The sequence below is a fragment of the Mycolicibacterium sp. MU0053 genome (assembly GCF_963378095.1).
Lineage (GTDB): Bacteria > Actinomycetota > Actinomycetes > Mycobacteriales > Mycobacteriaceae > Mycobacterium > Mycobacterium burgundiense.
Genome location: NZ_OY726397.1, coordinates 458907 through 482428, shown reverse-complemented (window position 1 = coordinate 482428; position 23522 = coordinate 458907). Strand labels below are relative to the sequence as shown.

General features: G+C 67.6%; 2 protein-coding genes (1 of these 2 only partly in view). Both read right to left on the bottom strand.

The window, feature by feature from the left end; genetic code table 11:
* Positions 1–5229: the 5' end (the start) of a non-ribosomal peptide synthetase gene (locus tag RCP80_RS02195; protein WP_465270703.1), read on the bottom strand. It extends 8268 nt beyond the left edge of the window; only the first 5229 of its 13497 coding nucleotides appear in the window; it begins with the start codon at positions 5227–5229; its stop codon lies off the left edge, out of view.
* Positions 5226–23522: a non-ribosomal peptide synthetase gene (locus tag RCP80_RS02190; protein WP_465270704.1), complete on the bottom strand. Its 18297-nt coding sequence runs from the start codon at positions 23520–23522 to the stop codon at positions 5226–5228. The genes RCP80_RS02195 and RCP80_RS02190 overlap by 4 nt, the downstream gene beginning before the upstream one ends.

The window sequence follows — 23522 nt, the reverse complement described above, 5'->3', positions numbered from 1 at the left end:
TTCATGGCGGCCCACCACATCGCCCAAAGCCGCCTGCATCGCCGCCGCATCCAGCGTCCCGCTGAGTCGGTAGGCGGTCGGCATGTTGTAGGTGGCGGCCTCGCCCTCGAAGCGATTGAGGAACCACAACCTGTTCTGCGCGTAGGACAACGGGATGACGGTCGGCCGCTCCATGGTGGTCAAGCGCGGTAACCCGCCGGAACCTTCGCCAATGCGCGGCGCCAACTGTGCCACCGTGGGTGCGTCGAATAATGTGCGCACCGCCAGATCGCTGTCCAGGACGGTGTTGACGGCCGCGACCACCCGCATCGCCGACAACGAATCGCCGCCCAGGTCGAAGAACGAGTCGTCGATGCTGACCCGGTCCAACCCCAGCACCTTGGCATAGATTCCGGCCAGGATCTCCTCGGTGAAAGTGGTGGGGGCGCGATGCCCCTCACCCGTTTCGGTGTATTCCGGTGCCGGCAAGGCCCGCCGGTCCAGCTTGCCGTTCGCGGTCAATGGCACTGCGTCTAGCACCACGACGGCCGCGGGCACCATGTACCCGGGAAGGCGTTCGGAGAGCTGAGCACGGATCTCGCCCAGTTGCGCGGTCCCGGTGATGTAGCCGACCAGGCGCACGTCACCGGGACGGTCCTCACGGGCGATCACCGCCGCCTGCTCGACACCAGCCAAATCACTCAACGCGGACTGAATTTCACCCAACTCGACCCGGTAACCACGAATCTTGACCTGCTCATCGGCCCGGCCCACATACTGCAACTGCCCATCAGCACCCCAGCGCACCAGATCCCCGGTCCGATACATCCGAGCACCCGCACCCCCGAACGGACACGCCACAAACCGCAACCCGGTCAACCCCGGCCGCCGCACATACCCCACCCCGACACCACGACCGGCCACATACAACTCACCGACCACCCCCGCCGGCACCGGACGCAACCACCGATCCAACACAAACAACGCCGCCGTCGCCACCGGGGCACCGATGGGCACCACCGACGATCCAGCGGCCAACGGCGCACTCCGGGCCGCGCACACTGTCGTCTCGGTCGGACCGTAGCCGTTGATCATCACCCGACCTGGGGCCCACCGGTCCACCAGCTGAGGCGGGCACGGCTCACCGGCCACCAACAACGCGACCGACCCCAGCCCCTCGGGCGATATCACCCCGACCGCCGACGGTGTTTGACTCAACACGCTGACCTGCTCGGCAGCCAGCAACACCTGCAGGTCCCGGGGCGAGGCCGCGACCGTCTCGGGCACCACCACCAGCCGTCCACCGTGGAACAACGCAGCCCAGATTTCTTCCACCGAGGCGTCGAAGCCATAAGAGTGCCATTGCGCCCATGCCTGCACTGGCAGCTCGGCATCCGGTGTCCCCAACCACTGGGTCACGTTGTGGTGGGTGATCGCCACGCCCTTCGGGGTGCCAGTGGTGCCCGAGGTGTAGATGACATAAGCGACGTCATCGGCAGCGGGCGTTGGCAAGCCGGTGCAGGGCTGAGCGCCGATGCGCTCATCGTCGATATCGATGACCGTCAGGGCGAATCCGTCCAGCCGCTCAGCCGCCCCCGCGGTGGTCAGTGCGGCGATCGGCGCGGCATCGGCCACCATGAATTCGACCCGGGCGGCCGGGAGGGTCGGGTCGATCGGCAGATAAGCGGCCCCCGTCTTCAATACCGCCAGAATCGCCGCGACCGCCTCGGCCGACCGGGTAAGCAGCAGTGCCACCGACTGGCCCGGGCGGGCCCCGTGTGCGGCCAGCAGGTGCGCCAGCCGATTTGCGGCCTCGTCGAGTTCGCGGTACGTCATCGAACGCCCGTCACAGGTCACCGCCACTGCGTCCGGGGCTCTGTCGACCTGGGCGGCGAACAGGCCCGGTATCGAGATCGGACTCGTGGTCGTGGCCAGCACCGCCCGGTTGCTCCAGCCGTCCAGCCGGACGCGCTCCGCGTCATCGACCAAGTCCACTGCCGACACCGGCCGGGTCGGGTCGGCCGTCACCGCCGCCACGACCCGCCGGAGTCGCTCGATGAGCAGTTCGATGGTGGTCGCGTCGAACACATCGGTGCGAAATTCCACCGTGCCCCCGATGCCGGCCGGGTCACCGGCGCTGGTCCAGCGCTCGGACAGGGCGAAAGTCAGGTCCATCCGGGCAGCCTGGGTGTCCGTGGGCAGCGCGCTGACCTCTACCTCACCCAATGCCGACTTGGCGCCGAGGTCCTCGGCAAAGTTCTGCCAAGCCAACATCACCTGAACCAGGGGATGATGAGTCAGGCTACGAGTCGGGTTGAGCCGATCTACCAGCACCTCGAAGGGCACATCCTGGTGCTCGAATGCGGCCAGGCTGCGCTGGCGCACCTGATCCAGCAGCTCGACAAAGCTGGGATCGTCGGTCAGGTCGACCCGCAACACCAGGGTATTGACGAAGAAACCCACCAACTCTTCCAATGCCGGGTCGCCGCGGCCCGCGATCGGGAATCCCACCGCCACGTCATCGCAGGCGCTCAGCTTCGAGAGCAGCACCGCCAACGCGGCCTGCAGCACCATGAACCCGGTCGCATTGTGCTCGCGGCCCACCTCGCGCACCTGATGTTGCAGCTCGGCCGCCCAGTCCACCGTCACAGTGGCGCCGCGGAAGTCAGCCACCGGAGGATAGGGCCGATCGGTGGGCAGCTCCAGCCGCTCGGGCAGCCCGGCCAACGCGTGCTCCCAGTACCCCAACTGCGCCGCAATCACGCTGTCGGGATCAGACTCGTCTCCCAGCCACTCCTGTTGCCACAGTGCGTAATCGACGTACTGCACCGGCAACGGCGCCCAGTCCGGCTCCCGCTGCGCGCACCGGCTGGCGTACGCCGCGCCGAGGTCACGCGCCAACGGTCGGACCGACCCCCCGTCGGCGGCGATGTGGTGCACCACCATCACCAACACGTGCTCGTCCTCGCCGACGCGGAATAGCGTTGCACGCAAGGGGATCTCAGCGCTCAAATCAAAGGTGTGACACACCGCCGCCTCGAGGGCCGCGGTCAGCCGGTCCGCCGGCCAGTCGGTGGCATCGACGACCCGCCAACCAAGATCGGCCTGCTCGGCGGGCATGACAACCTGCCGCGGGATTCCCTCGTCTGCGGCGAACAGCGTGCGCAGGCTCTCATGACGGCCCACCACGTCGCCCAGCGCCGCCCCCAACGCATCGGCATCCAGGGGGCCGCTCAGCCGCAGAGCCACCGGCATGTTGTAGATCGGTGACGGACCCTGCAACTGGTCCAGGAACCACAACCGCTGCTGGGCATACGACAACGGCACTGTCGGCGGCCGGTGCTGCGCCGCCAACGGCACACGCCCACTGGCACTTTCACCGATGCGCAGCGCCAGCTGGGCCACGGTGGGTGACTCGAAAACCGCGCGCACGGCGAGGCCGCCACCCAGGCTCAGGTTGACCGCATTGATCACCCGCGTCGCCGAGAGCGAGTCCCCGCCCAGGTCGAAGAACGAGTCGTCGACCCCGACCCGTTCCAGCCCCAGCACCTGTCCGTAAATCCCGGCCAGCATCTCCTCGGTCGGAGTGGTCGGGGCACGATACTGGTCAGCATCGCTGTACTCCGGCGCCGGCAGCGCCCGTTTGTCGAGCTTGGCGTTGACCGTCAACGGCAACGCATCGAGCACCACCACGGCGACCGGCACCATATAAGGCGGCAGTCGCTCGGCCAATGCGGCCCGCGCCTCCGCAGGGCTTACCGCCCCCTCCCTCGATACGGTGATGTAGCCGACCAGGCGCTTGTCGCCGGGCTGGTCCTCGCGAGCGATCACCGCGGCCTGATCGACCCCATCCAATTCGGCCAGCGCAGTTTGGATCTCACCGAGTTCGATGCGGTAGCCACGAATCTTGACTTGTTGATCGGCGCGACCCAGATACTGCAACTGCCCGTCGGCGCCCCAAGACGCCAGATCCCCGGTGCGATACATGCGTCCGCCCGGCGCTGCAGACCCGGCGAACGGGCACGCCACAAAGCGTGATGCGGTCAATCCCGGCCGCCGCCAGTACCCGTACCCCAGACCGGTTCCGGCCACGTACAGCTCGCCCACCACACCGACCGGCGCGGGCTGCAGCCACCGGTCCAGCACGAAGAACGCCAAATGCGCCAACGGCACCCCGATCGGGCTGACGCTGCTATCGGTATCGGCCTCCACGATCTCGCGGAACGAGGCATGCACCGTCGTCTCGGTAGTGCCATACATGTTGATCATGTGTGGCAGGCCCGGATGGTCACGCAGCCACGTCCTGAGCCGCTGCGGTTCCAGCGCCTCACCGCCAAAGACAACGGTCTCCAGCTTGAGCTGCCGTCCCAGCTCAGGGTGCAGCTCATCGGCGGTCAGCAATGCATAGAACGCCGACGGGGTCTGGCTCAGGACGGTGATCTGTTCAGCAACCAGCAAGGCATGGCAGTCCTCTGGTGCGCGCGCCACCGATTCCGGCACGACCACCACACGCCCGCCGTACAGCAGCGCCCCCCAGATCTCCCACACCGAGACGTCGAAGGCCAACGAGTGCCATTGCGTCCACACCTGCCCCGCCAGCTCCAGCCGGTCGTCCAGCGATTTCAGCAGCTCGGCCACATTCTGATGGGTGATGGCCACCCCCTTCGGGACACCAGTGGTACCCGAGGTGTAGATGAGATAGGCGACGTCATCGGCTTGCGGCGGCGCAAGGCCGGTGCACGGCTGGGTGTCGATGCGCGGATCATCGATATCGATGATCGGCAGTTCGCACCCGTCAAGCCGGTCGGCCAACTCGGCGGTGGTGACCGCCGCGATCGGGGCGGCGTCGGCCACCATGAATTCGATCCGCGCGGCCGGATGCATCGGATCGATCGGCAGATACGCCGCGCCGGTCTTGAGCACCGCCAAGATCGCCACGACCGACCGGGCCGACCGGGCACACAACAGTGCCACGCACTGGCCCGGGGCCGCCCCATGTCCAATCAATAGGTGGGCCAACTGATTCGCGGCCTCGTCAACCTCGCGGTACGACATCGAGCGGCCCTCGAACGTCACCGCGCCGGCTTCCGGAGCACGCGCCACCTGCGCGGCGAACAACTCCGGAATCGACAGCGATGGGCCCACCGGCCGGGTCAGCGCAGCGAGATTGCCCCACCCGAACAACCGCGTGTGCTCATCCTCGTCCAGCAGATCCATCGACGACAACCGCCGACTGAGGTCCGCGGTCATGACCGGTCCTCCGCGTCGGCAGTGATCGCCACCAGCACCCGCCGCAACCGCTCGATCAGGGTTTGGACGGTCTCGGTGTCGAATACATCGGTACGGAACTCCACGGTCCCTCCAATCCCGGCGGGTTCGCCGGTCTCACTCCAACGCTCACCCAGGGCGAGGGTCAGGTCCATGCGGGCGGTCTGGGTGTGTGCAGGCAGCGGGGTGACCTTCACATCACCCAGGGTCAGCCCGGCCGCGGGACCGCTGCTGCGCTGCCAGTCCAGGTTCTGCCAGGAAAGGGCCACCTGAACCAGCGGATGGTGGGCCAGGCTTCGCGTCGGTTTGAGCCGATCGACCAGCACCTCGAACGGCACATCCTGGTGCTCGTAGGCGGCCAGCCCGGACCGGCGAACCTGCGCCATCAGGTCGGCGATGGTGGGGTCGCCGGACAGATCGACCCGCAACACCAGCGTGTTGACGAAGAATCCCACCAGCTCGTCCAACGCGGGATCGCTGCGGCCGGCAATCGTGATCCCCACCGCGACATCGGGACTCGCGCTGAGCTTGGACAGCAACACCGCCAGGGCGGCCTGGATCACCATGAAACTCGTCGCGTTGTGCTCGCGGGCCATCCGCGCCACCTGCTGCTGCAACTCGGCCGGCCAGTCCACGGCCACGCTGGCCCCGCGGTAATCCGCCACCGGCGGATACGGTCGGTCGGTGGGCAGCTGCAGCCGCTCGGGCAGCCCGGACAATGCTTGTTCCCAGTAGGACAGCTGTGCGGAGATGCGGCTGCTGCTGTCGTCGAGGTCGCCAAGGTGTTCGCGTTGCCAGAGCGTGTAATCGGCGTATTGCACAGGCAACGGAGCCCAGTCCGGGAGTTGCCCCGCCGTCCGGCTGGCGTACGCCGCCCCCAGATTCGCCACCAGCGGGGTGATTGACCAGCCGTCGGCGGCAATGTGGTGGACGACGGCCACCAACACGTGCTCTTCCTCGCCGATCCGGAGAAGAGTTGCTCGCAAAGGTATTTCGTTGGCCAGGTCAAACGGATGACGCGCCACCGCCCCGATCGCGTCCGCCAACTGTTCCTCCGGCCAGCCGGTGGCGTCAACAACCTGCCAGCACAGCCGTGTCCGGTCGACAGGCACCACCACCTGCCGAGGCGTCCCCTCGACCACGACGAAGACGGTGCGCAGGCTCTCGTGACGGTGCACCACATCGACCAGCGCCTGGCCGAGCGCGGCGGTGTCGAGGCGTCCGCTCAGCCGCAGCGCCACCGCCATGTTGTAAATCGGTGACGGGCCCTGCAGCTGGTCAAAGAACCAAAGTCGCTGCTGGGCATAGGACAACGGGATGTGTTGCGGGCGCGGCATCACCTGCAGCGGCGGGCGGGCGGTACCACCCTGCTGCCGGTCCAGGCAGGCGGCCAACGCCCCGGCGGTGGGCGTGTCGAACAGATACCGCACCGGCACCTCCATGCCCAGCGCCGACTGCAGCCGCGCACTGACCCGGGTGGCGGTGAGCGAGTCCCCACCAAGGGCGAAGAAATCGTCGTCGAGCCCGATTCGGTCGAGCCCGAGCACCTCGGCGAAGGCCTCGGTGACGACCTTTTCGGACTGGGTCTGCGGCGCCCTGAAAGCCGCGGCCGCAAACACCGGTTGGGGCAGGGCTTTTCGATCGATCTTGCCCGAGGAGGTAACCGGAAACTCGTCGAGCACCATGATTTGGGTGGGCACCATGTATTCGGGCAACCGCGCGCTGATCTGCTGCCGGATCGCGCTGACCTTGGCGTTGGCGTCGGGGTCGTTGGCGTAGCTATGCCGCTGGCGGCCCTCCGTGGGAGCGAGGTAGAGGTCGGTCAGCGCCGAGACGTGGCCGACGTCGGGGGAGATGAAGACGGCGTCCAGCGTGCCGGGCCGAGCACCCCAGGTAACCGCGACGCGGTACCCGGCGCTCTCACCCAGCCGGTACAACTGTTCGGGGGTTGCGGTGTCTTCGGGGGCGCCGGTGGCGGTGGCACCGGCGTTGGCAAGCACCTCGGCCAGCGGGCGCCCGTCGGACAAGGCCTGTTCGAGGTATACATCGGCGATCACCCCGGTTCGAGGAATCCCGGTGATGCGAACGACATTCGGATGCTGTTCGGTCAACTCGCAGTGCAGCCCGCTGAGGCTCGCGCAATCGGACCACGCCCAAGCGGGCGCCGCGGCCAGCGAGCGCACCGCGGCCGGCGCCTTGTGGATGATGACGTCATAGCGGTATCGGCTCAGCTCATTGTCGGCCGCACCGCGTTTGAGCTGAATGTCCACGCCCGCTCCGCCGTCATGCTGCGCGACCCAGTAGCTGAAGAACTGTGGAGCCAACAGCAATTCGGGGTCTCCCAGCACCGCGCGCTGCACCTGCTGACGAACTTCATCGGCATCGACGGTCGTGGCGTGCGCCAGGGCGACGCCGGTTTGAAAGGCACCCTGCAGACTGTGGTTGCGCACATCTCCGATGAACAGCCGCCCACCAGGTGCCAGCAGATCTACGGCCTGATCGATGACGTCGGCCAGGTAATCGGCGTTGGGGAAGTACTGGACCACCGAGTTGAGAATGATGGTATCGAAGTACTCCCGCGGCAATGCCGCCGTGACGTGCGCAGGCTGGGCCAGCAGTTGCACCCGGTCCCGCCACGGGATCTGCAGCCGCTCCAGCGTGCGGGCCAGCGTGTCCATCGCGACGGCCGACATGTCGGTGCCGACGTAGTGTTCGCAATGCGGGGCGACCTGGGACAGGACGAGACCCGACCCGGCACCGATCTCCAGCACCCGCCTCGGCTGCAGGGTCAGGATCCGATCCACGGTTGCCGAGCGCCATTCCTGCATCTGCGGCAGCGGAATCGCTTCGCCGGTGTAACTACTGTTCCAACCGCGAAAATCGTTGCCGAACTCGGCGATGCCGACCTCGCCGTCATACAACTCGTCGTACATCTGTTGCCATTGATCGACGACTTCGGCATCGCGATCGACACTGCTGGTACGCGCCAGGGCGACGTAGGCAATCAGGTGGGCACCGGTGTCGCTGTGATGCATCGCGACCGCGGCCCGGTTGACCTGCGGGCAGGCCAGCAGGGTGTTCTCGATCTCGCCGAGTTCCAGGCGCTGCCCGCGCAGCTTGATCTGGGCATCGGCGCGGCCCAGATACTCCAGCGTGCCGGTCGCGGTCCAGCGGACCAGGTCGCCGGTGCGGTACATGCGGGTGCCGGCCGCCCCAAAGGGGTTGGCCACGAACCGGTCCGCGGTCAGGTCGGCTCGGCCCACATAGCCTCGCGCCAGCGCCGGACCACCGAGATAGAGCTCACCGACCACCCCGATCGGGGTGGGGCTGAGCCGGCCGTCGAGCACCAGCGCGCTCACGCCCGTGATCGGGGCGCCGATGTCCACCGGTTGCCCGGCCACCAGCGGCGCCGTGCAGGTGGACCAGATGGTGGACTCGGTGGGTCCATAGGCGTTGAACATGCGCCGACCTGGCGCCCACGCGGCCACCAACTCAGCCGGGCACGCCTCGCCCGCGGTGATCAGGGTGCCAAGCCGTCCTTCGAGGCAGTCGAGTTCCAGCGTCAGCAGCACTGTCGGGGTCAACACGGCCGCGTCGACTCGCTGATCGCGCACCAGGGCGGTCAACGGTTCCCCAGCGTAGGAGTCCCGTGGCGCCACCACCAACACGGCGGCGGAACCGACCGCCAGAATGATCTCGAAGACCGACGCATCGAAGGTCGGTGCTGCGACCAGCAGCGCCCGCGATCGCCGCTCCAACTCGAACGTTGCACGTTGCGCCGCAGCCACGCCAAGCAGACCGGCGTGGCTGACGGCCACTCCCTTCGGGACGCCGGTGGATCCCGACGTGAAGATGATGTACGCGGCGTCGTCGATCCTCAGGGGCGCCAACCGATCGGCGTCGGTGATCGGTTGCTCGGACCAACTCGACAAGTCGAGGCCGTCAATGCGCAACACTGGGCGCTGCCCGACCCCGACCATGAAGTCAGCGCCAATGGTCATCACGCACACCGCCTCGACTGCGTCGAGCACCGTGGCGATCCGCTCGACGGGATGAGTCCGATCCACCGGTACGTAGGTCCCACCGGCCTTGAGCACCGCCCACCAGGCGAGCACCAACTCCGCGCACCGTTCCATCGCCACGCCCACCGCACGTTCCGGACCCACCCCAGCATGGATCAGGTTCCGCGCCAACCGATTCGACGTCTCGTCCAGCTCGCGGTACGTCCACTGCCGCACCCCGTCGACGAGCGCGATCGCGTCCGGTTCAGCGGCCACCGCCGCGGCCAACAACTCCGGCGCCAGCCCCTCCGGGGCCGCCATCGCGGCGCCTGACCAGCGCGTCAGCACCAGATCGCGCTCGGCGTCATCGAGGAGCGCCACCTCCCCCACCACCACCGACGAGTCGGCCACCACGGCGTCGATGACCCGGCCGAACCATCCGACCAACCGCTCGATGGTGGACCGGTCGAACAGATCCGTGGCGTAGGTCACCACCCCGGCGGCCATCGGCGCGCCGGAATCCTGTCCGGGCAGTTCCCGCAGGTCGAAATCGAGGTCGAACTTGGCCGTGCGGGTCACCATCGATATCGGCTCGATGCCCACCCCGTCGAGTGCCACCTCGGGGCGGACGTTGTTCTGGAACACCAGGGCCACCTGAAACAGCGGATGATGCGATGTGGAGCGCGTCGGGTTGAGCCGCTCCACCAGCAACTCGAACGGCACGTCCTGGTTGCTGTAGGCATCCAGTGCCGTGTGCCGAACGTCCTCGAGCACCTCACCGAAGCGCTTCTGGGCGTTCACCTCCACCCGCAGCACCCAGGTGTTGACGAAGAACCCGACCAACTCCTCGAGCGCCGGGTCCATCCGGCCGGCGATCGCCGTGCCCAGTGCCACGTCCTCACCCGCGCCGACCCGGTACATCAGCACCGCCATCACGGCCTGCAGGACCATCGAGGCGGTTGCATTGTGCTCGGTCGCCACCGCCTTGACCCCGGCCCAGGTCTGCGGGTCGATGCGCAATTCGACGCCGTCACCGCAGTAACTGGGCACCGGCGGGCGAGGCCGGTCAGTCGGCAACGACACCACCTCCGGCAGCCCGGCCAACGCGTTCTGCCAGTAGTTCAGTTGACCGCTGATGCGGCTGTTGGGATCGGTCAGCTCACCCAGGTGCGCGCGCTGCCACAGCGTGTAATCGACGTACTGCACCGGCAGCGGCATCCAGTCTGGGGCCCGTCCGTTTCGCCGTGCCCCGTACGCGACGGCCACATCGCGGACCATCGGCGCCATCGACCAGCCATCAAAGGCTATGTGGTGCAATACCATCCCCAGCACATACCGGTCCGGTCCGACCTGATAGAGCTGCGCGCGGACCGGAATCTCCGCAGCCAGATCGAATCGATGCCCCGCCAGCGCGATCAGCTCACCGGCAACCTCCTGCTCGGACACCGTCAGCGTCACCGGGCCGCCTCGTCGCCACATGCCGGCCTCGGCCGGCAGCACCTTCTGCAACGCCACGCCCTCGATGTCGGGGAAAACGGTACGCAGCGATTCGTGCCGGGCGATCACATCGTCGAGGGCCGTCTGCAGCGCCTCGATATCGAGTCTTCCGTTGACCCGGAACGCGATCGGCATGTTGTAGGTCGCCGCCCCGCCCTCGAACCGATTGAGGAACCACAACCTCTGCTGGGCATAGGACAGCGGGATGACAGCTGGCCGCTGAACTCGGCTCAAGGGCGCACGCCGGCCCGCGCCTGCGCCGATGTGCGGTGCGAGTTGCGCGACGGTGGGCGCGTCGAACAGGGCTCGCACTCCTAGGTCGCCGTCGAGGCCGGTGTTTACGGCTGCGATCAACCGCATCGCCGACAGCGAGTCGCCACCGAGATCGAAGAACGAGTCGTCGACCCCGACGCGGTCCAGACCCAGGACCTGCGCGTAGATGCCGGCCAGGATCTCTTCGGTGGGGGTGGTCGGAGGGCGGCAGCCGTCGTCGGTGTGGCTGTATTCCGGTGCAGGCAGCGCCCGGCGGTCCAGCTTCGCATTGACGGTTAGCGGCAACGCATCGAGAACCACGATGGCCGCCGGGACCATATAGGCGGGCAATCGCTCCGAAAGCGCGGCCCGGCCCTCGACCGGATCAACGGTGCCCGGAACCGACTCGGTGATGTAGCCGACCAGGCGCTTGTCGCCGGGTCGGTCCTCGCGGGCGATCACCACCGCCTGCTCGACCCCGTCCAGATCGGCCAGCACCGCCTGGATTTCGCCGAGTTCGATGCGGTAGCCGCGGATCTTGACCTGCTCATCGGCCCGGCCCAGATACTGCAACTGCCCGTCAGCACCCCAACGCACCAGATCCCCGGACCGGTACATGCGCGATCCTGGCGCCCCGAACGGACACGCCACGAACCGGGATCCGGTCAACCCCGGCCGGCGCACATACCCCAACCCGACACCACGACCGGCCACATACAATTCCCCGACCACCCCGACCGGCACCGGCCGCAACCACCGATCCAGCACGAACAGTGCCGCCCCCGGAACCGGGACACCGATCGGCACCACCCCGGCACCGGCCTGCAACGGCGCGCTGATCGTGGCATACACCGTCGTCTCGGTCGGACCGTAGCCGTTGATCATCACCCGACCCGGCGCCCACCGATCCACCACCTCCACCGGACACGGCTCCGCAGCAATCATCAACGCCGCCGACTCCAAGCCCTCACTCGCAAGCACCCCGACCGCCGACGGGGTCTGACTGAGCACACTGACCTTCTCGGCCACCAACAACGCATGCAACTCGTCCGGCATCCGCGTGACCGAATCCGGCACCACCACCAACCGGCCCCCGTGCAGCAACGCACCCCAGATCTCCCACACCGAATAGTCGAACGCCAACGACGAACACTGCGTCCACACCTGACCCGGACCCATCTCCACGCCGACATCCAGCCCGTCGAACAACCGGGTCACATTGGCATGCGTGACCGCCACCCCCTTCGGGGCCCCGGTAGTGCCCGAGGTGTAAATGATGTGCGCGATATCGTCACCGGCCGGCGCCGGCAACGCGACGTCGGGCCGAAGGACAATGCGCGGATCGTCGACCTCGACCACCAGCACGCCGGACCCCGTCAACCGATCCGCGAGCGTCGAGGACGTAACCGCCGCGATGGGGAGGGCATCGTCCACCATGAACTGGATTCGTGCTTCCGGGTGCGCCGGATCGATCGGCAGATACGCCGCGCCGGTCTTGAGCACCGCCACAATCGCCAGGATCGCCTCCGCCGATCGAGGCAGCAGCAACGCCACACACCGCCCCGGACCCACGCCGTATTCGATCAGGTAGTGCGCCAACCTGTTCGAAGCCTCGTCCAGTTGCTGATATGTCATCGACTTGTCGCCGAACGTCACCGCCACGCGCTGCGGGGTTCGTCGCGCTTGCTCGGCGAACAGCGCCGGAATCGACGCCGGGCCGGCGGGTTCGGCCAGTACCGCCAAGTTGCCGAATCCATCCAGCAGGACGTGCTCGGCGGGCTCGATCACATCCACCGACGACAATCGCCGAGCCGGATCCGTCGTCATCGCGACCAAGACCAGCTGCAGTCGCTCGATCAGCGTCTCGATTGTCGCCGCGTCGTAGACGTCGGTACGGTACTCCACTACGCCGTTGATCCCCGCATGCTCACCGTCCTCGGCGAAGCGTTCAGCCAACGAGAACACCAGATCCATTCGGGCGGTCTGGGTTTCCGTATCCAACGGGATGGCCCGCGCCTCACCCAGCGTCAACTCGGAGGCCGGGTCGCCGGCGAAGTTCTGCCATGACAGCATCACCTGGACCAGCGGGTGATGGGTCAGGGACCGAACCGGGTTGAGGCGGTCGACCAGTAACTCGAAGGGCACGTCCTGATGTTCGAATGCGGCCAGTCCACGTTGGCGCACCTGGTCCAACAGTGTGGTGACGGTGGGATCGCCGTCCACTTCGAGCCGAAGCACCAAGGTGTTGACGAAGAATCCCACCAGCTGATCCAGCGCCGGATCAGTACGGCCGGCGGTCGCAAAGCCCAGAGCCACATCGGAACTGGCGCTGAGCTTGGAGAGCAGCATCGCCAGTGCGGCCTGCACCACCATGAAGTTGGTGGCGTGGTGATCGCGGGCGAGTCCAGCGATCCGCTGATGCAACTCGGTGGGCCATTGCACCGCGACGCTGGCGCCGCGGTAGTCCGCTACGGATGGGTACGGCCGATCGGTGGGCAACTCCAGCCGCTCCGGCAGCCCGGTCAACGCCTGCTCCCAATAGTTCAGCTGCGCCGCGATCCGACTCCCCTCGTCGGTGAGATCGCCGAGATAGGCGCGCTGCCACAGCGTGTAATCGACGTACTGCACCGGCAGCGGCGTCCACTCCGGCGACCGGCCTGCGGATCGGCTGGCATAGGCCACACTCAGATCGGTCACCAGCGGAGTGATCGACCAGCCGTCGGCGGCGATGTGATGCACCACGGCGACCAGCACATGCTCGTCGTCTGCCAGCCGGAAAAGGGTGGCCCGTAAGGGAATCTCACTCATCAAGTCAATGCTGTGACGCGCCACCGCGCCGACTTCCTCCGCCAGTTGGGCGGCGGACCACTGCGCGGCGTCCACCACCTGCCAGCCGAGATCCGCGTACTCGGCAGGCACCACCACCTGCCGCGGCACTCCTTCGCTGGCCGTGAAGGTGGTACGCAGGCTCTCGTGCCGGGTTACCACGTCTGCCAGGGCACGACCCAACGCATCGGTGTCGAGGCGTCCGTTGAGCCGCAGCGCGATCGGCATGTTGTAGATCGGCGACGGGCCCTGCAATTGCTCCAGGAACCACAACCGCTGCTGCGCATACGACAACGGGATCTCCGCGGGCCGGGGCATCGGCACCAGGGGTTCGGGGCGGCCGCTGCCGGCTCCAACGCGCGGCGCGAGTTGCGCCACGGCGGGCGCGTCGAACAGCGTGCGGACGCCGAGTTCGGTGTCAAGGGCTGCGTTGACGGCCGCGATCAGCCGCATCGCCGAGAGTGAGTCGCCGCCGAGGTCGAAGAAGGAGTCATCAACCCCGACGCGTTCCAGACCCAGGACCTGCGCGTAGATGCCGGTCAGGATCTCTTCGGTGGGAGTTGCCGGCGCGCGGTAACCGTCACCGGTCCCGCCATACTCCGGAGCCGGCAGCGCGCGGCGGTCGAGTTTTCCGTTGACCGTCAACGGCAGTTCGTCGAGCGCCACGATGGCCGCCGGGACCATGTAGGCCGGGAGCCGGTCGGCCATCGTGGCTCGCACCTCTGCTGGATCCGCGGTCCCAGTGAGGTAGCCAACGAGGCGCTTGTCGTCAGGCCGGTCTTCGCGGGCGATGACCACGGCCTGCTCGACGCCGTCCAAGTCTGCCAGGACAGCTTGGATTTCGCCGAGTTCGATGCGGTAGCCGCGGATCTTGACCTGCTCATCGGCGCGGCCCAGATACTGCAACTGCCCGTCAGGACCCCAACGCACCAGATCCCCGGACCGGTACATGCGCGATCCTGGCGCCCCGAACGGACACGCCACGAACCGGGATCCGGTCAACCCCGGCCGGCGCACATACCCCAACCCGACACCACGACCGGCCACATACAATTCCCCGACCACCCCGACCGGCACCGGCCGCAACCACCGATCCAGGACGAACAGTGCGGCCCCCGGAACCGGGAAACCGATCGGCACCACCCCGGCACCGGCCTGCAACGGCGCGCTGATCGTGGCATACACCGTCGTCTCGGTCGGACCGTAGCCGTTGATCATCACCCGACCCGGCGCCCACCGATCCACCACCTCCACCGGACACGGCTCCGCAGCAATCATCAACGCCGCCGACTCCAAGCCCTCACTCGCAAGCACCCCGACCGCCGACGGGGTCTGGCTGAGCACACTGACCTTCTCGGCCACCAACAACGCATGCAACTCCTGCGGCGAACGCGTCACGTCCTCGGCAACCACCACCAACCGGCCCCCGTGCAGCAACGCACCCCAGATCTCCCACACCGAGTAGTCGAACGCCAACGACGAACACTGCGTCCACACCTGCCCTGGACCCATCTCGATGCCGACATCCAGCCCGTCGAACAACCGGGTCACATTGGCATGCGTGACCGCCACCCCCTTCGGGATGCCCGTGGTTCCCGAGGTGTAAATCAGGTGCGCCACATCCTCGGCCATCGGCCCCGGCCCGGGCAATGCGGTGCTGGGCTGGTGGTCGATGCGGGGATCACCCACCTCGACCACCAGCACTGCACACCCGGCCAGCCGGTCGGCCAGCCCGGGCGAGCTCACCGCCGCAATCGGCGCCGCATCCTCCACCATGAACCGCACCCGCGCCTCGGGATGCGCCGGATCGATCGGCAGATACGCCGCGCCGCTCTTGAGCACCGCCACAATCGCCGTGATCGCCTCCGCCGAACGCTCCAGCAGCAACGCCACACACCGACCCGGCCCCGCACCAAGACCAGCCAACAAGTGCGCCAACCGATTCGACGCCTCATCCAACTCTCGGTACGTCCACGAGCTATCGCCGGATACCAACGCGACCGCTTCCGGGGCGCGCTCCACCTGTTCAGCGAACAACTCCGGAATCGACACCGCCGAACCGGCCTCCGCCAACACCGAGCGGTGACCGAACTCCTCCAACCGCACCCGCTCGGCGCCATCGAGCACATCCACCGACGACAACCGCCGCCCCGGATCACCCGTCATCGCCACCAACACCCGCTCCAGGCGCCGAACCATCGTCTCGATGCTGGCCGCGTCATAGACGTCGGTGCGGAACTCCACGATCCCCTCGATGCCGGCCGGAGCACCGTCCTCGGCGAAGCGTTCGGCCAGCGAAAACACCAGATCCATCCGCGCGGTCCGGGTTTCGGCCGGCAGCGGGACGGCGCGTACGGAGCCCAGCGACAGCCCGGCCGCGGGGTCGGTACTGCGCCAGGGCAGGTTTTGCCAGGTCAGCATCGCTTGGATCAGGGGATGGTGGGTCAGGCTCCGGCTCGGGTTGAGCCGTTCGACCAGCACCTCGAACGGCACGTCCTGATGCTCATAGGCGGCAAGGCTGCGCCGACGCACCTGATCCAGCAGCTCGGAGATCGTGGGATCACCGGACGCATCGACCCGCAGCACCAGGGTGTTGACGAAGAAACCCACCAACTCGTCCAGGGCCGGATCGCCGCGTCCGGCGGTCGCGACTCCGACGGGCACATCGGGACTGGCGCTGAGCTTGCCCAGCAGTACCGCCAGCGCGGCCTGGACCACCATGGCGCTGGTGGCGTTGTGCTCGCGAGCGACCCGCACGATCTGCTGCTGCAGCTGTGCGGGCAAGTTGACGGCCACACTGGCACCCCGGTAGTCGGCCACCGCGGGATACGGCCGGTCGGTGGGCAACTCCAACCGCTCGGGCAACCCGGCCAGCGCCTGCTCCCAATACGACAGCTGGCCGGCGATCGCACTGTCGGGGTCGGACTCGACGCCCAGCCAATCCTGTTGCCACAACGTATAATCGGCGTACTGCACGGGCAGCGGACTCCAGCCGGGCGCCCGCCCGGCGCACCGGCTGGCATACGCCACACTGAGGTCATGCACCAGCGGGGTGACTGACCAGCCGTCGGCGGCGATGTGATGCACCACGGCGGCCAACACATGCTCGTCCTCGGCGATCCGGAACAGCGTCGCCCGCAAGGGGATTTCGGTGGCCACGTCAAAGCTGTGCCGGGCCACCTCTCCGATTTCCTCCGCCAACCGGTCCGCCGACCAGCCGAGCGCATCTACCACCTGCCAGTCCAGATCTGCCTGCTCGACCGGTACCACCACCTGCCGGGGCACACCCCCACTAGCGGCAAAGACGGTACGCAGACTCTCGTGCCGCCCCACGACATCGCCAAGCGCCGCACCCAGTGCGTCCACCTCCAGCGGACCGCTCAACTGCAACGCCACCGACATGTTGTAGATCGGCGACGGCCCCTGCAACTGCTCCAAGAACCACAACCGTTGTTGGGCGTAGGACAGCGGGATCTGGGGGGGCCGCGTCATCAGTCGCAACGGTGGGCGGGCTGTGCGGCCCTGATTGCGATCCAGGTAGTCGGCAAGGGCGCCGGCCGTCGGCGTGTCGAACAGATACCGCACCGGCACTTCTCTGTCCAGTGCCGATTGCAGCCGCGAGCTGACCCGGATCGCGATCAGGGAATCGCCGCCGAGGGCGAAGAAGTCGTCGTCGAGGCCGACCCGCTCGAGCCCGAGTACCTCGCCGAACACCTCGGCGACGGTGATCTCGGTCAGTGTCTTCGGCGCCCGGAACTGCGTGGCGGCCAGCACCGGCTCCGGTAGCGCCTTGCGGTCGATCTTGCCCGACGTCGTCAGCGGGAACTCGTCGAGCACCATCAGATGCGTCGGCACCATGTATTCCGGCAACCGCGCGGACAGCCACTGCCGGACCGCGTTGACCTTGCTGTTGGTATCGGGATCACTGGCGTAGGCGCTGCGTTGCAGCGCACCGGTCACCGGTAGGTAGACGTCGGTGAACGCCGCCGGATCCCCTCCTGCGTCGCGTGCCAGGAAGACGGCATCGAGCGTGCCGGGTTCGGCACCCCAGGTGACCATGACCCGATATCCGATGGTGGCGGCGAGGCGATGCAGTTGTTCGGGAGCGGCGGTGTCGTCGGTGGCCTCGGCGCGTGCCAGCGCCTCCGCCAGCGGCGCCCCTTCGGCCAGTGCCTGCTCGATGAGCACGTCGGCGATCACACCGCTACGCGGAATACCGCTGATGCGCACCAGGTTCGGGCGCTGTGAGCTCAGTTCGGCGTGCAGTCCGCTGAGGCTCGCGCAGTCGCCCCACTGCCAGGTGGGCGCCGCGGCGAGCGAGCACACCGCGGTCGGCGACTTGTGGATGGTGACGTCGTAGCGGTACCGGGTCAGCTCGTTGTCGGCCTCTCCCCGTTTGACCTGGATGTCCACGCCGGCCGCCTCAGCATGCTCGGCCAGCAGGCTGGTGAAGAACTCCGGTGCCAGTAGCAATTCGGGTTCACCCAGCATCGCCCGCTGCACGCGTTGGCGCACATCGTCGGTATCGGCATCGGTGCCGGTGTGCGCCAGGGCGATACCGGTTTGGAAGGCGCCTTGGAGACTGAAGTTGCGCACGTCGCCGATGAAAAGCCGGCCACCGGGTGCCAGCAGCTGCAGGGCCTTGCCGATAACGTCGGCCAGATACCCAGAGTTGGGGAAGTACTGCACGACCGAGTTGCAGACGATGGTGTCGAAGTGGCCTGGTGGCAACCCGTCGGTGACGTGCGCAGGTTGTGCCCGCAACCGCACCCGGTCGCCCCACGGCTGGACTGCCACCGCCGATCGCAGGGTCTCGATGGTGGGAGCCGAGAAGTCCGTCCCCCAATACTCCACCGATCCCGGAGCGACCCGGGCCAGCACCAACCCCGAGCCCACACCGATCTCCAGTACCCGCTGCGGCCGCAGGGCCAGGATCCGCTCCACTGCCGCCGAACGCCACTCCTGCATCTGCGGCAGCGGAATCGGCTGCCCGGTGTAGCTGCTGTTCCAACCCCGGAAATCACTGCCGAACTCCGCGACCTCGAGGTGGGCGTCATACAACTCGTCATAGATGTGCTGCCACTGATCCACCACCTCGGCCTCATGATCAGCGGTGCTGGTGCGCTCCAGTGCCAGGTACGCGATCAGTTGGGAGCCGGTGTCGCTGTGGTGCAGGGCGGCCGCGGCCCGGTTGACCTGCGGGCAGGCGAGCAGGGTGTTCTCGATCTCGCCGAGTTCCAGCCGCTGCCCTCGCAACTTCACCTGCGCATCGGCACGACCCAGATACTCCAACGAACCGGTAGCAGTCCACCGCACCAGATCACCGCTGCGATACATTCGCGCACCGGCGGCCCCGAACGGATTGGCCACAAACCGATCCGCCGTCAGATCCGGCCGGCCCACGTAGCCGCGCGCCAAACCTGTTCCAGCCAGATACAACTCACCGACTACCCCGACCGGCACCGGATTGAGCCGACTGTCGAGCACCATCGCGCACACACCCGGGATCGGGGCACCGATGCCCACCGGTCGCCCCGCCGACAACGCGCTCCAGGTCACCCAGATGGACACCTCGGTCGGACCGTACGCATTGAACATCCGGCGCCCCGGCGCCCAACCCGCCACCAACTCCGGCGCACATGCCTCTCCACCGGTGATCAGCGTGCCCAACCGCCCCCGCAGCCGATCCCGATCCAACGTCGCCAACACCGTCGGGGTCAGCAACGCCGCATCCACCCGCTGCTCGGCCACCAGCGCCGACAACGCCTCACCCGCATACGAATCCGACGGCGCCACCACCAACGCCGCCCCCGACGCCGTCGCCCACAACCACTCGAACACCGAGGCATCGAACGTCGGCGCGGCCACCATCAACAACCGCGCCCCCGCAGCCACCCCGAACAAATCACGATGCGCCGCAGCCACACCCAACAAACCGGCGTGGGCGACCGCCACCCCCTTCGGCGTCCCCGTCGACCCCGACGTGAAGATCACATACGCCAGATTGTCGATGGACAGCGGCGCCAGCCGATCGACATCCGTGATCGGATATGCGCTGCGTCCCGACAAATCCATCTCATCGACCCGCAACACCGGACGCTCACCCGCACCGGCCACCACATCGACCCCACAGGTCAACACGCACACCGCACCCGCAGCATCGAGCACCGTGGCGATCCGCTCGACCGGATGCGCTCGATCCACCGGCACGTACACCCCGCCGGCCTTGAGCACCGCCCACCAGGCCACCACCAACTCGGCACAGCGGTCCATCACCACACCGACCGCGCGCTCCGGACCGACACCGCAGTCGATCAGCACCCGAGCCAACCGCGTCGACCACACGTCGAGCGCGCGATAGGACCACTGCCGCACCCCGTCGACGAGCGCAATCGCGTCCGGATCGGCGGCCACCGCGGCGGCCAACAACTCCGGCACCAACCCCACCGGGGCCGTCACACCCGCACCGGCCCAATCCGACAGCACCAACTCACGCTCGCCGCGGTCCAGCAGCGCCACCTGACCCACCAGCACCGAGGGATCGGCCACCACAGCCTCGACCACCCGACCGAACCACCCCACCAACCGCTGCATGGAGGCGCGGTCGAACAGGTCCGTGGCATAGGTCAGCGTCCCGGCGGCCATCGCCGCGCCCGCGTCCGCGCTGGGCATCTCCCGCAGGGCGAAGGGCGCGTCGGATTCGTCGGTCGGCACTTCACGCAGATCGAATTCGAGATCGAACTTGGCGGTGCGCGTGCCCACCTCGACCGGTTGCACGCCGATTCCGTCGAATGCCAGTTCGGGACGCACGTTGTTCTGGAAGACCGTGGCCACCTGGAACAACGGGTGATGAGACGGGGAGCGGGTCGGGTTGAGCCGCTCCACCAGCAACTCGAACGGCACATCCTGGTTGCTGTAGGCGTCCAGGGCCTGCTGACGCACCTGCGCCAGCACGTCAGTGAACCGCAATCCGGGATTGACCCCCACTCGCAGCACCCAGGTGTTGACGAAGAACCCGACCAACTCGTCGAGGGCCTGATCCATCCGGCCGGCGATCGGCGTGCCCATCGCCACGTCCTCACCCACCCCGGCCCGGTGCAACAGCACCGCCACCACGGCCTGCACCACCATTGATGCCGTGGCATTGTGCTCGGCCGCGAGCGCCTTGACCGCGGCCCAGGTCTGCGGATCGATGCGCAGTTCGACACCGTCGCCGCGGTAGCTGGGAACCGGCGGGCGAGGCCGATCCGTGGGCAGGGACACCACCTCGGGCAAGTCGGACAGCTGGCGCCGCCAGTAGTCCAACTGTCCGGTGATCACGCTCTCGGGATCGGACTCGACTCCCAACCAACCCTGTTGCCACAGCGTGTAATCGACGTACTGCACCGGCAGCGGGGACCAGCCCGGCGCTTCGCCCTGACGCCGCGCTCGATAGGCGGCACTCACGTCGCGGACCATCGGAGCCATTGACCAGCCGTCAAAGGCAATGTGGTGCAGGACAATACCCAACACGTGCTCTTCCGGTCCGACCCGGTAGATGTGGGCGCGTACCGGAATCTCGGTCGATAGGTCGAACCGGTACTGTGCCAGCGTCACCAGTTCGGCCGCGACGTCCTGCTCCGACACCGAGACCACAGTCGCTTCGCGGCGGCGCCACATTCCCGCTGCCGCGGGCAGTACCTGCTGCACGGGCACACCGTCGACGTCGGGGAACACCGTGCGCAGCGACTCGTGGCGGGCGATCACGTCATCGAGCGCTGCCCCCAACGCCTCGGCATCCAGCTTTCCGTTGATCCGGAAGGCGGTAGGCATGTTGTAGGTCGCGACCCCGCCCTCGAACCGGTTGAGGAACCACATCCGGCTCTGGGCGTAGGACAACGGCACCCGCTCCGGGCGCTGCTGCGCCGTCAGCGGCGCGCGCGTGCCCGCACTCTCCCCGATGTGCGGCGCCAACTGGGCGACGGTAGGTGCGTCGAACAGGGCGCGGACCGCCAATCCGGCGTCGAGATTGGTGTTGATCGCGGCGATCAGGCGCATCGCCGACAACGAGTCGCCGCCGAGGTCGAAGAAGGAGTCGTCGACCCCGACGCGTTCCAGACCCAGGACCTCGGCGTAGACACCGGCCAGAATCTCCTCGACCGCGTTGGCCGGTGCCCGGTAGTGGTCGATGTCGGAGTACTCCGGCGCGGGCAGGGCCCGGCGATCGAGTTTCCCGTTGACCGTCAGCGGCAACGCATCCAGCACCACGACCGCCGTCGGCACCATGTAGGCCGGCAATCGCTCCGAAAGCGCGGTCCGGCCCTCGACCGGATCGACGGTGCCCGGAACCGACTCGGTGATGTAGCCGACCAGGCGCTTGTCGCCGGGTCGGTCCTCGCGGGCGATCACCACCGCCTGCTCGACCCCGTCCAGATCGGCCAGCACCGCCTGGATCTCGCCGAGTTCGATGCGGTAGCCGCGGATCTTGACCTGCTCATCGGCCCGGCCCAGATACTGCAACTGCCCGTCAGGACCCCAACGCACCAGATCCCCGGACCGGTACATGCGCGATCCTGGCGCCCCGAACGGACACGCCACGAACCGGGATCCGGTCAACCCCGGCCGGCGCACATACCCCAACCCGACACCACGACCGGCCACATACAATTCCCCGACCACCCCGACCGGCACCGGCCGCAACCACCGATCCAGCACGAACAGTGCCGCCCCCGGAACCGGGAAACCGATCGGCACCACCCCGGCACCGGCCTGCAACGGCGCGCTGATCGTGGCATACACCGTCGTCTCGGTCGGACCGTAGCCGTTGATCATCACCCGACCCGGCGCCCACCGATCCACCACCTCCACCGGACACGGCTCCGCAGCAATCATCAACGCCGCCGACTCCAAGCCCTCACTCGCAAGCACCCCGACCGCCGACGGGGTCTGACTGAGCACACTGACCTTCTCGGCCACCAACAACGCATGCAACTCCTGCGGCGAACGCGTCACGTCCTCGGCAACCACCACCAACCGGCCCCCGTGCAGCAACGCACCCCAGATCTCCCACACCGAATAGTCGAACGCCAACGACGAACACTGCGTCCACACCTGACCCGGACCCATCTCCACGCCGACATCCAGCCCGTCGAACAACCGCGTCACATTGGCATGCGTGACCGCCACCCCCTTCGGGGCCCCAGTGGTGCCCGAGGTGTAAATCAGGTGCGCCACATCCTCGGCCATCGGCCCCGGCCCGGGCAATGCGGTGCTGGGCTGGTGGTCGATGCGGGGATCCCCCACCTCGACCACCAGCACTGCACACCCGGCCAGCCGGTCAACCAGCCCGGGCGAGCTCACCGCCGCAATCGGCGCCGCATCCTCCACCATGAACCGCACCCGCGCCTCGGGATGCGCCGGATCGATCGGCAGATACGCCGCGCCGGTCTTGAGCACCGCCACAATCGCCGTGATCGCCGCCGCGGAACGCTCCAGCAGCAACGCCACACACCGACCCGGTCCCGCACCAAGACCAGCCAACAAGTGCGCCAACCGATTCGACGCCTCATCCAACTCTCGGTACGTCCACGAGCTATCGCCGGATACCAACGCGACCGCATCCGGGGCACGCTCCACCTCCCCGGCGAACACCGCCGGAATCGACACCGCCGACACCGGCTCCGCCAACACCGCCCCCCGACCGAACTCCTCCAACCGCAC